This window comes from Cylindrospermopsis raciborskii Cr2010, from assembly GCF_003367075.2.
GTDB lineage: Bacteria > Cyanobacteriota > Cyanobacteriia > Cyanobacteriales > Nostocaceae > Raphidiopsis > Raphidiopsis raciborskii.
In genome coordinates, this window is the sequence record NZ_CP065936.1 from 1,531,417 (window position 1) to 1,543,698 (window position 12,282).

6 protein-coding genes are annotated in these 12,282 nt (G+C 40.0%); 1 reads left to right on the forward strand and 5 read right to left on the reverse strand.

Annotated elements, in window-relative coordinates; translation table 11 throughout:
- The gene (locus C6N34_RS06975; RefSeq protein WP_115538485.1) at positions 1-1,113 is read left to right on the forward strand and encodes an ATP-dependent 6-phosphofructokinase; all 1,113 of its coding nucleotides are present in this window, start codon (positions 1-3) and stop codon (positions 1,111-1,113) included.
- On the opposite strand, the gene C6N34_RS06980 is transcribed toward C6N34_RS06975, so the two are convergent.
- From C6N34_RS06980 to zwf, 5 genes are all read right to left on the reverse strand, one after another.
- Entirely contained in the window at positions 1,105-4,197 is a 3,093-nt protein-coding gene (locus C6N34_RS06980) for a PAS domain S-box protein (protein ID WP_115538484.1), read from the reverse strand. The genes C6N34_RS06975 and C6N34_RS06980 overlap by 9 nt on opposite strands.
- A 130-nt stretch (positions 4,198-4,327) precedes the next feature.
- Entirely contained in the window at positions 4,328-6,766 is a 2,439-nt protein-coding gene (gene ppsA / locus C6N34_RS06985; RefSeq protein ID WP_369806411.1) for a phosphoenolpyruvate synthase, read from the reverse strand.
- 250 nt (positions 6,767-7,016) lie between these two features.
- On the reverse strand, positions 7,017-8,861 hold the full coding sequence (locus tag C6N34_RS06990) for a CheR family methyltransferase (RefSeq protein ID WP_115538482.1): 1,845 nt from the start codon (positions 8,859-8,861) through the stop codon (positions 7,017-7,019).
- 409 nt (positions 8,862-9,270) lie between these two features.
- Positions 9,271-10,641 (reverse strand): glucose-6-phosphate dehydrogenase assembly protein OpcA, encoded by a 1,371-nt coding sequence (gene opcA / locus C6N34_RS06995; protein ID WP_115538481.1) that lies wholly within the window; start codon positions 10,639-10,641, stop codon positions 9,271-9,273.
- Between the two features lie 32 nt (positions 10,642-10,673).
- A complete protein-coding gene (gene zwf / locus C6N34_RS07000; protein ID WP_057177060.1) occupies positions 10,674-12,203 on the reverse strand; it encodes a glucose-6-phosphate dehydrogenase in 1,530 nt (509 codons plus the stop codon).
- Between the last annotated feature and the right edge of the window lie 79 nt (positions 12,204-12,282).

Genomic DNA, 12,282 nt, shown 5'->3' on the forward strand with positions numbered 1-12,282 from the left:
ATGAAACGCATTGGTATCCTCACAAGTGGTGGAGACTGTCCGGGGTTAAATTGTGTGATTCGCGCAGTCGTAAGTCACGCCATACTAACATATAATTGGGAAGTGGTTGGCATTCCTTATGCTACCCAAGGGTTACAGCAAAGACAAACTATCCCCTTAAGTATACATGGTTGGAATTTACGGGGAATAGATCCTTTATTGAATATGGGGGGAACAATTTTAGGTAGTATTAATGAGGGAGATACCCTTGCTGCTGCTGGAGAAATTTTGTCCGGTTATGAAGCTTTGGGTTTGGATGCTCTAATTGCTGTAGGTGGAGATGGAAGTTTGAAAATCATCCATGAACTGGCTACCATGGGGAATTGGCATTTAGTTGGTATTCCTAAAACCATTGATAATGATGTGGCTTTGACCGAACGTTCTATAGGTTTTGACACAGCAGTTAATACTATTGTGGATGCCATCAACTGTCTCACATTCACTGCTGCTAGTCATGATCGGGTAATGATTGTAGAGGTTATGGGACGCACTGCTGGTCATTTAGCTCTCCATTCTGGGATTGCTGGTGGTGCGGATGTAATCTTAATTCCGGAAATACCATATACCATTCAGGGTATTTGTGACCATTTGAATGAACTTCGAGATACTTGGAAAAGGAAATTTGCCATTGTGGTGGTTGCTGAAGGTGCTACACTCTGTTCAGAAGATTTAAATAATGGTCATAGGGTGACTGTGGAGAATATACCAGATGCTAACATTGGATCTGCCAAATGTGGTCGTGGTCAATATGTTGCAGCACAAATTTCCAATTTTGCCCATGGTTTCGATACCAGGGTTTCTGTACTAGGTCATATTCAAAGGGGTGGTATTCCCTCCGCTCTAGACCGTCTAGTTGCTACCGCTTTTGGTAAAACCGCAGTGGATTTAGTTGCTCAAGGGAAAAATCATCAAATGTTGGCCTGGCAAAATGGCAAAGTTACAAGTATTCCCATCGAAAGTTCTTTGAATCAAAGTCCTCAGCTTGTAGATCCAAAATCAGATTTGGTAGAGATTGCTCATGCTTTAGGTATATATGTAGGACTTACTGAAAAAATGACTAAGGTTTTAGTTTAGGAAATTCATGGGGGAGGAATCTCCCCTAATCACCATGCTCATACTACTTAACAAATCGCTGGCACTATAGGGTTTTAGCAAAACTCCTTGTATTTTCATGTTAGCAGATTTTGGAATTGCTTCTATAGTGGATATTCCACTGCAAGCAATTATCTTCACCAATGGATTAATCTTTTTCATGGCTTGAATAGTAGCGATGCCATCTATCTTTGGCATCATTATGTCCATTAAAACTACACTGATATCTTGTTTATATTGACCATAAATGGCGATCGCCTCCATACCATTACTAGCAGTGAGGGTGTCATAATTGTGGGTTTCTAAAATCATCCTAGTCACATCCCGAATTTGTGGTTCATCATCCACTATTAAAATCAATTCCCCTCTTCCTATTTCTGTGGGTAATTCTTGGGGAAGGGGGGGGTGTGGAGCTTCTATGGATGGTAGAAACACTTCAAATTTACTTCCTTGTCCCTGTTCGGTATAGAATTGCAGGTGACCATTATGCTTTTGAATAATTCTAGAGACTATGGATAAACCTATGCCAGATCCCACACCATTTTGTTTAGTGGTAAAAAATGGTTCAAAGATCTTATCTGCTACTGCTCGTGACATTCCTATTCCCGTATCAATGATGGTAATGACAATATAGTGTCCCTGTTGTAATTTTTCGTTTATCAGATTATTCCCATCAATAAAAGTATTTTCCGCTGCTATAGTTAGCACTCCTCCCGATGGCATAGCATTGAGAGCATTAACCACTAAATTTATCATTATCTGATACAATTCGGTACTATCTCCAAACACAGTGGACAGATTATTAGCTATTTTAGTTTTCAACTTAATGGACTTAGGAAAAGTGTGTTTAGCAAGGTTAACAATTTCTAAAATTAGGTGTTTAATTTGCACAATTGTCCATTCATTACTTGCTCCTTTTGCAAAAGAGAAAACTTGTTTAACCAAGGAAGAAGCTCGTGTAGCATTGTCCTCAATCATGGTCAACAATTGGGGATGGGTAATATGGTCTTGGAGAGATTTACGTTTGAGCAGTTGAGCTGAGCCTAAAATAGGTGTCAATATATTATTTAAATCGTGGGCAATACCACAAGCTAAAGTGCCAATGCTTTCTAGTCTCTGGGTGCGTAAAAATTGCTCTTCTAGTTGTTTTTTATCTGTGATGTCTGTATCCACAATCAAAATAGATTTTGGTTGTCCATCTCCATCAAACATGAGTGTCCAACGACTCTCAACTGTCACCTGTTCTCCGGATTTTTTGTATTTGCGTAATACTCCTTGCCAACTTCCCGATCTAACCACAGCTTTTAGGGCAATTACCTCTTGTTTCATCGCTGTTTTTTGACAAAATAAATCCCTCAGATGTTTACCTATGGCTTCTTCCTTAGTCCAACCATATATCCTGAGCGCTCCCTGATTCCAAAATAATATCTCAGTCTGAAAATCTCTCACAAAAATAGCATCAGTGGCAATATCTAGTAGAGCTGCTTGTTCATAGAGTTTTTGTTCTTTTTGTTTGTAGGCGGATATATCTTGCACTGTGCCAATCATGCGGGTAGCTTCCCCTTTTTCGTTACAGAAAACCTGTGCCGTGCTAGTTAACCAGTGTAAACTACCATCGGGCCAAATAGCACGAAATTCAATGGTAAATCCGCTTTTTTTATCTAGGGCTATCGTTAATTTATTACTTAAAACTTCTGCGTCTTCTGGATGAATTAACTTGAGTAAATCTTCATAACAGGATGGAGATATAGTACCTCTTGGCAGTCCGTACATTGGCCCAACACTTTCAGACCACATATAGTCCTTAGTGATTAAATTCCAATCCCATATACCCATTTTGGCAACTTCTAGGGCTAAGGTCAGTCTCGTTTCACTTTCTCGTAGTGCTATTTCTGTTTTTTGATGTTGTCTGATTTCTGCTTGCAAGGTTTGATTCAGTTGCACCAATTCTTCTGTACGTTTTGCTACTCTCTGTTCCAAATCCTCCGCTGCTCTGGTCAACACTTCCTCGGCTTTTTTGCGATCGCTAATATTGTTAATTAACCAGATCCAACTATGTTCTTTTTTATGGGGATCGTATATGCCAACTATTTTCACACTAGCTGGAAAAAGTTTTCCTTTTCTTGGTTGCAGGTAAATTTCTTGCTCTGGTGATTCTTGTTGTGGTTGAAAATCTGCTATTTGGCAAGTGAATTGCTGACGATATTTTGGAGCAATAAAGACTATGATTGGTTTACCTATTAGGTATTGTTTTTCTACGGAAAGTAAGGTTGATGCGGTTCGGTTGGCATTTTTAATTATGCCCACTTTGTCAGTTACCAAGTAACAATAGGGTGTAAGTTCAAATAATTGATGATAGCGGTTTCTTTCCAATTCAGCTAACTCATGGGCAATTACTAATTGTTGATTTTGTTGTCTGAGTTCTTCTTCTATAATTTGTAATTCTTCTATGGTTTGCTGGAATTCTTCTTGAATATTGACTTGCTCAATTTTATCCTCTGTTAATCTCTGGATAGCATTAGCATCTTTTCCAGGATCCAGTTGTTTCCACAACACACTTTGTCTGATAATTCCTACAACTTTACCCTGATCATCTATTACTGGTAAATGATCTATTTCATTCCTGCTAAAGGTTGATACTAAAGTTCCAATATTTAGTACATTTGATATATTTGACAGTTTGAGTGTGGTGACTGGTTGGGTCATCACTTCTACAATTTTCGTTTCAGCAAGATTGCTACCACTAGCAACTACTCTGGCCAAATCTGTTAAAGTGAATATTCCTAATAGCTTTTTGTCTGTTTGGATTAAAACGTAGCCAGTTACCTCCCATTTCGTGTCACTGTCTGTATAACAATTTCCAGACTGAGGAAATTGGGATCCAGGATGTCCATGGTTCCGTTTCTGGTTCATTAAAACAACTGCGTCTAATACGGAAGTGTCAGGACTGATCAATAAGGGCTGAGGATCCATAACCTGATACACATCTAAATCCGTATCCCTGGTAGAATCTAAACTTATCTGCTCAATTCGCTGGTCCTGGGAAAAATCGGGAGGTGGATACATTGGGAGATAAGAACTTGGATCTAAAAAGTGGATGAAGAACTTGAGGATGATTTTGTTCCCCAGATATCCCTAAATTTTTCCAGAATTTAGGGATATGGTAGATTTTTCTAGTTTGAGCCACTGTTCAACCTTACATCATACCTTCTGCTGATGCAATCTCTAACATGGTTTTAATTACAGAATCAGGGTTAAGACTGATAGAATCAATGCCCAACTCCACCAAAAACCTGGCAAACTCTGGATAGTCGCTGGGAGCTTGACCACAAATACCAATTTTTCGATTACACTCCTTAGCAGTGGCGATCGCTTTTCTAATGGTACGTTTTACTGCTTCATTACGTTCATCAAACAAATGGGCAACCAACTCAGAATCCCTATCTAGTCCTAGGGTTAACTGAGTCAAGTCGTTAGACCCAATAGAAAAACCATCAAAAACTTGACTATATTCATCCGCGAGCATCACATTACTGGGTAGTTCGCACATCACATAGACTTCTAAACCATTTTCTCCACGAACCAAACCATGTTTTGCCATTTCTTCCAACACCCGTCTTCCCTCTTGGGGGGTGCGACAGAAGGGAACCATGAGTATTACATTGGTTAAGCCCATATTATCTCGCACTTGTTTCATAGCTTTACATTCTAGTGCGAAACCTTCCCGGTAACGGGGATCGTAGTACCGAGAAGCACCACGCCACCCAATCATGGGGTTTTCTTCCTTGGGTTCAAATTGTCTACCACCTAAAAGATTAGCATACTCATTACTCTTGAAGTCAGATAACCTAACTATTACTGGTTTAGGGTAGAATGCAGCAGCAATTGTGCCAATACCTGCGGCCAATTTGGTAATGAAAAATTCCGCTTTGTTCTCATATTGGGCAGTTAATTCCCCTATCTTATGTTTGGTCAGTTCATCTTCTAGTTCGTCAAAGTGTAACAGTGCTAATGGATGAGCTTTGATGTGGTTAGCAATAATAAATTCCATCCTAGCTAAACCCACCCCATCATTGGGAATAGCAGTTAAACCCAAAGCTTCCTCTGGGTTACCCACATTCATCATAATTTTGGTGCGGGTACGAGGTAAATTATCCAAAGGTAATTCTTGGATGGCAAAGTTTAATAATCCTGCGTAGACCTTACCTGTTTCACCTTCAGCACAACTGATGGTAATTTCCTGTCCTGTTTTCAAAACTGTTGTCGCATTTCCACAACCAACTATAGCTGGAATGCCCATTTCCCTGGCGATAATTGCCGCATGACAGGTTCTACCACCGGAATTGGTCACGATGGCACTGGCCTTCTTCATAATCGGTTCCCAATCCGGATCAGTACGATTAGTGACTAACACTTCTCCGGATTGAAACATTCCAATCTGATGAACGTCAAGAATTACTCTAGCTTGACCCTGACCAATCATTTCCCCCACACTACGTCCTGTTAATAAGACATCACCCCTTTCTTGTAATTGGTAACTTCTAAGAACAGTTTTAGATTTTTGTGATTGTACGGTTTCAGGTCTCGCTTGCACGATAAATAGTTCTCCCGTAATGCCATCCTTTGCCCATTCTATGTCCATAGGTGTTGCAGTACCACGCACTTGGGAATAATGGTCTTCAATAATGCAGGCCCAATTTGCTAATTGTAATATTTCATCGTCGTTTAAAGCAAATTTATTCCTCTGTGCTGGAGATACAGAAACGTTTTTGGTGAGTTTGGTTCCACCTAAATCGTAGACCATTTTAATTTCTTTGGTTCCCAAACGTTTTTGCAGAATGGGTTTATACCCCTGTTTTAAGGTGGGTTTAAATACTAAGTATTCATCTGGATTAACAGCACCTTGCACCACATTCTCACCTAGTCCATAAGCTGCAGTAATTAAAGCTGCGTCTTTGAAACCGGTCTCCGTATCAATGGAGAACATCACTCCAGAACTTGCTAGATCTGAACGTACCATTTTTTGCACCCCTACTGATAGAGCAACCTCAAAGTGGTCAAACCCCTTCAGTTGTCTATAAGAAATTGCTCGATCAGTAAAGATAGAGGCAAAACATCTATGGCAAGCATCCAGAACACCTTTAATTCCATGAACATTTAGGTAGGTTTCTTGTTGACCCGCAAAACTGGCATCAGGTAAATCCTCGGCGGTTGCGCTGGAACGTACCGCCACATCAAGATTAGCACCATATTCTTGACACAGGGTCTGATAGGAACGGGCGATCGCCTCTTGTAATTCTACGGGGAATGGGGTTTCTAGCATCAGGGATCTAGCTTGTTTACCACATTGGTGTAAATTTTCAACATCATCTACATCCAAATTAGCAAAAATGCTTCTGAGTTTAGTTTCGAGTCCTGCAGTCGCGATAAAATATCTGTAAGCATAAGCGGTAGTGGCAAATCCCGTGGGAACTTTCACCCCTTGTTTAGTTAACTGTTGGATCATTTCCCCTAGGGAAGCATTTTTACCCCCCACAAAAGGAATATCCGCAATGCCAACGGTATTAAATGGAAGAACTAATGCTCTTTCTTTATTCAGTTGAGTAGTTTCTTGATTGGTTTGGATTTGTTGCATCATGATCTTGATTCCCTAGAAAACTACGAATAAGTGGGTGGGTGGAATTAAATATAAGATGAACGTAGGTTGGGTTGAAGTATGAAACCCAACGCCCGCATCGGTTAACCCATCCTACAAATAATTGTGCCTCCCTACTTATGTCAATTTAGCAGTGTTAATTTAGTGCTTCTGCGTTTTTATTTTGACAATTTCTTTTATAGAAAAAAAACTTGAGGAACTTGTGAGGAAAAAATTCATCTCAACTATCTCAACCTTGAGAACCGGTCATAATTAAAACCACTCCCTCTATTTTTTTATCAATCAGAGGGGTTAGACCTACATAACACTCAATAATTTTACCTCGACGATTGGTAGATTCTACGCGCACTTCTTGGAAATCTGTCTTCCCCGAGAGAATATCTAAAATGGGCGCTCGCAATTCCTCTACGGGTAAACTAATATCCAGACTAAATAGAGATTTATTGATTACCTCATCATAACGCAGTCCCCATAAGTCTTCTACCAATTCGTTCCAGTTTAAAATGCTAAAGTTTTTGTCAATAACTACTATGCCTTTTTGTAAACTCTTGAAAATGCAATTGATAAAAACATTGTTTCGGTTCAGTTCTAAAGTACGTTCGCTTAATTCTTGATTAATAGTTTGCAGCTCCTCATTGGCAGAATGCAATTCTTCATTCATAGTCTCTAGTTCTTGATTAGTGGACTGTAATTCCTCATTAGTAGTTTCCAGCTCTTCATTGGTAGATTGCAGTTCCTCATTGGTCGTTTCTAATTCTTCATTAGTAGATTGCAGTTCCTCATTGGTCGTTTCTAATTCTTGACGAGAACGTTGTAATGCTTCCTGTAGCTCCACATAACGGGTAACGTCATTAAAAGCAATGCTCACTCCTAATAGACTCAAATCATTCTCTTGTAAGGGTGTAATTAACACATCAAAATACTGTTGTTCCGAGTTGGGAACATAGCGTTCTATACTGTTTAAAGTAATGGGACGACGCTCATTATATGCTCGCTCAATTAAAGAACGCAATTCTATGGGACGATAGGAAAGCTCCAACTCATAAAACTGACGCTCTAAATCCATTTTTGACAAGCCAAATAAATTGCGAGCTGCTTCATTAATAATGATTAATAAACCATTGATATCAATCACTATTTCTGCTACGGGTGCTGACTCAAAAGCTAAATCTCGCAGACGAATGTTTTGAGATAACTGACGACTGGATTCGTCATCTACCGAGTTGGCCATAACTAGCAGGCGATCGCGTATATTTGTTGATGATAACTTAGTAAATAATCTATTTTTTATGTCTACAGGCATAAATAAACTAGAATACATTAACAACATTTCTGCTTTTCCTAAAAACAGATAACCAGTATCATTCAAGGCGAAATGAAACCTAGCCATAATACGACCCTGAATCTCAGAGTTAAAATACATTAACGTATTACGACATACTAATAGGTCTAGGCGAGAAATAGGAGCATCAATAAATAAATTGTGCCTGCCAAAAATCACAGAACGGCGTAAATCCTGACGGAAAATATAATTACTTCCCGTTAAATCAAAATACTTATCACGGAATTTTCTAGGTACGGATTCAACACTTTTAACAGGGAATAATGCCTGTCGAGCCTGATTAAGAGCTTCTTCATCTATATCTGTAGCATAAATTTTTACTCGCTGACGAAAATCTTCTGCACCCAGATTTTCAGTCATCAGTATAGCTAGGGTATAAGCTTCTTCCCCGGAAGCACAACCAGCACACCATATACGAATTTGTTCATTCTTTTTTTTGCTTTTAATAATATTAGGGATCACTTGATTTCCCAAGTAATCCCAAGCTGAAACGTCCCGAAAAAAATCAGTTACATTGATTAAAATGGTATTAAACAGATTATTAAATTCTTCTGGATCAACTTCCAGATAGTCCATATAGTCTATAAAATTATCTATATTTAGTGCTTGAATGCGTTTAGTTACTCTCCGGACTAAGGTAGATCGTTTATAACCGGTAAAGTCAAAACCTCGGTTTTGTCTAATGTAAGTGAGCAACCTTTCAAAACAAGGATCTTTTTGTTCAAGATTCATTTCTCAAAAATCACTAAAGGTTCGTTACTAATGGATTTTAGCAGTTGTATGGCTGCAGAGGTACGAGATAAACCAAGAAGCCTACTCATCAACTTTATCCATAGTGCTTTGGCTAAAGCTATATTATGGCAAGAATTGTCTCAAATTTAAAGCCCTCCTGATAGGATGCTGACTTAATTGACAATTATTGGCATGCAAAATATCTGGAACATTGGTTTCATGGTAAAGATATTCAAAAAGCTATGCAACGCCAGAAATCCAAATACATTAGTCTAGACAATTTTTTTGATTGGGCGTTGAATTACCTTGATATTAATCCGTACCCGATTTGATTGAATTACGCAATAGAATTAGCTCTCTTTAACCAGTATTTTCCCTATGGTTAATACTGGTTAGAAAACTAGTGTAACTAAAGCAACTTCATGGTTTTGGTAATTACCTGTAAACTTTCTTCAAACAAAGCTTCACGACCCCAACGTTGCACTTGTTGACTTAATAAGAACTCTGGTTTTTGTTCTGCAAGGGAATTAACCTGTTGAAACAATCCAGCACTTTGGGCTCCACCCTGAGTTTCCATTCTCATACATCCGCCAGTTTCCGTGCAAATCACTGTACCACAATTAGCTTCAGGATTAGAAGAACTCAATCGTAGAGCAATTAAATCACCTACGATTTCACCAATATCAGCAACTGGAACACCCGCCAACTCAGCTGCTATTTGTCTTTGATCCTTAGATACAAAAACAATATTGGTAATGTCATAGTCCCCCGATTCCTTCTGATAAGAAACCGGTTCCCATTCTAAACGACTGGCTAACCAACCCAAAAATAATAAGGCTTGAGCGGGATTGCCCTTTTCATAATCAATATTCACCCGATCAACTTGTCTTAAAGCTGCTCTACGTTGAGGCGCATCATAAGCTTCAGCGGTTAGTTCTTGCCATGCAGAAAGTCTGCGCCAATTTAAGTCAGCCAGTGGTACACCCGTATCTGCTAAATCCTGTAGAGTTAATAAATCCTTTTCAGGAGAATTAAAGTTACAGGAATCAACAATTACATTATTACAAACTGCTGCTAATCTCTTAAATAGAGGGTTTTGGGAGTCAGGAGTAGCTTTCCACCATAAAAACTTGGGCAATCCGCCAATTAATAAAGCTGGGATCATGCCACCAATTCGTTCCAGCGCCGTGGTAGTTCCCGTGAGAGTGATATATTCACAACAAACCAGGGTGCTGGAACTTTGTTTTTGAATGGGACAATAAGCAGAAACCTGTGCTTTTACCCCTTCATCTTCCCCTGCGATGGGACATAAAGTAATAATTCGACAAGGGTTACGCAAGGCGATTTCATCAGCAATGGTGGGACTGGTAGGACTGTGAGTATAACCCATGGCCGCACCATGACTGTCTCCGTGTTCTCCACTATGCTGAAGTTTGAAATATTCTTTCCGTAAGACACTAATGGTTTCTGATGTGGGAATACCAGTTTCCGACAGACCGTGTTTTTTCTGCACCTCTCGAATAGAAGTTTTGGTGTGAGGTCCCAAAATACCATCAATTGGACCAGTATAAAAACCAGTTGCTGCCAATAGATATTGGGTTTCTTCTGGCTCATACACCACTAAAGTAAACGTGGTAGCACGAATAGCTGCTGGTAAAGTTCCATTTTCACCCTGAATACCGTAACTTTGCCAAATCTGAGCCAGTTCATTTTCAATATCCGTCACGGAAATGTCTTTAGGTGCTTGCAGGGAATAAATTGTAGAAGTTTCAGTTACCATATTTTTGCACTTGTCTGTTTGGATCTGTGATTCTAGAGTCTGCGCCAACGACGACCATCTTGATTAATCAGTAATTCTGCTTCTGCTGGTTCCCAAGTACCTGCTTCGTATTGAGGCACGGTATCAGGATCTGATGGTAAGTCCCATACGGAAAGCGCAGGTGTTACTACACGCCAAGCTGCTTCCACTTCGTCTGAACGAGTAAATAGGGTTTGATCCCCCATCATACAGTCTAAAAAGAGTCGGTCATAAGCATCTGATGTGGCTTCTATACCAAAAGAACCGTAAGTGAAATCCATATCCACAGAACGAGTGCGGAAATCTCCACCAGGCATTTTTACATCAAAACGTAAGGAAATACCCTCATTGGGTTGGATCCGCATGGTTAAAATATTAGCATTTGCTTGTAAGGCCGCAGAAGGGAACATTCTGGAAGGAACTTCCCGAAAATGAATGGAAATTTCACTCACTTTTTTGGGCATCCTTTTACCAGTTCGCAGGTAAAAAGGTACTCCTTGCCATCTCCAGTTATCCACCACAAATTTCATGGCTACGTAAGTAGGTGTTGTTGAGTTAGGATCCACCCCCGGTTCCTCCCGGTAACCAGCAACTGGTTGTCCTTTCATCCACCCCCCACTATATTGTCCCCGAATAGCAGAACGGGATAAGTTATTAACATCAGCCAATCTAGTAGCTTGTAATACCTTTACTTTTTCCGTGCGAATACTATCCGCATCCATGGAATTAGGTGCTTCCATAGCTGTCAAACAATAAAGCTGCATTAGGTGATTTTGCAGCATATCCCGTAAGGCTCCGGACTTCTCGTAGTATCCTGCCCGATCTTCCACACCTACGGTTTCAGCAACGGTGATCTGCACATGATCCACAAATTGCCTATTCCACAGGGGTTCAAAGATAGCATTGGCAAATCGGAACACTAGCAAATTTTGAACGGTTTCTTTGCCCAAATAGTGGTCGATACGGTAGACCTGGTTTTCTTTACAAACCTTTTGTACTACTTGGTTCAGGCTTTGTGCTGATGCTAAATCCCTACCAAAGGGTTTTTCAATCACTAGACGGTGTTTGTATGGGTCTTCTAACATTCCCGCTCCCCCCAATTGCTTAATTGCTTCTGGGAAAAAATTGGGAGCAACCGAAAGGTAAAACATCCGATTCCCCCTTGTTCCCCGTTGGGGATCAAGTTCGGCAAGGAAATTTTTCAGTTTTTGATAACCTTCTGGATTGTCTATATCACCTGCACAGTAGAATAAACCTTGACAAAAGTCCTGCCAAAGCTCTCCTAATTCCACTTTAGGATGGGCTTCTCGCATACCTTTTTCCATCTGTTCCCGAAAATAGTTATGACTCCAGTCACGACGGGCCACACCCACAATGGTGGTTTCTGGGGGAATGCGTCTTTCTCGACGGAGTTTGAACAGAGCAGGAACAAGTTTACGCCAGGTTAAATCACCGGAAGCACCAAAAATCACAATAATTTGGGGTTCTGCCATCCCCTGTTGTTGTAACCCAACGCGCAAGGGATTTTCTAACAAACTGACCATAGGGATTTGAGGGTTGAGATTTTGTTGAGATTTTTAATTTGACATCAGGTAATTCTTAATGTAATGGTTACACCAACCA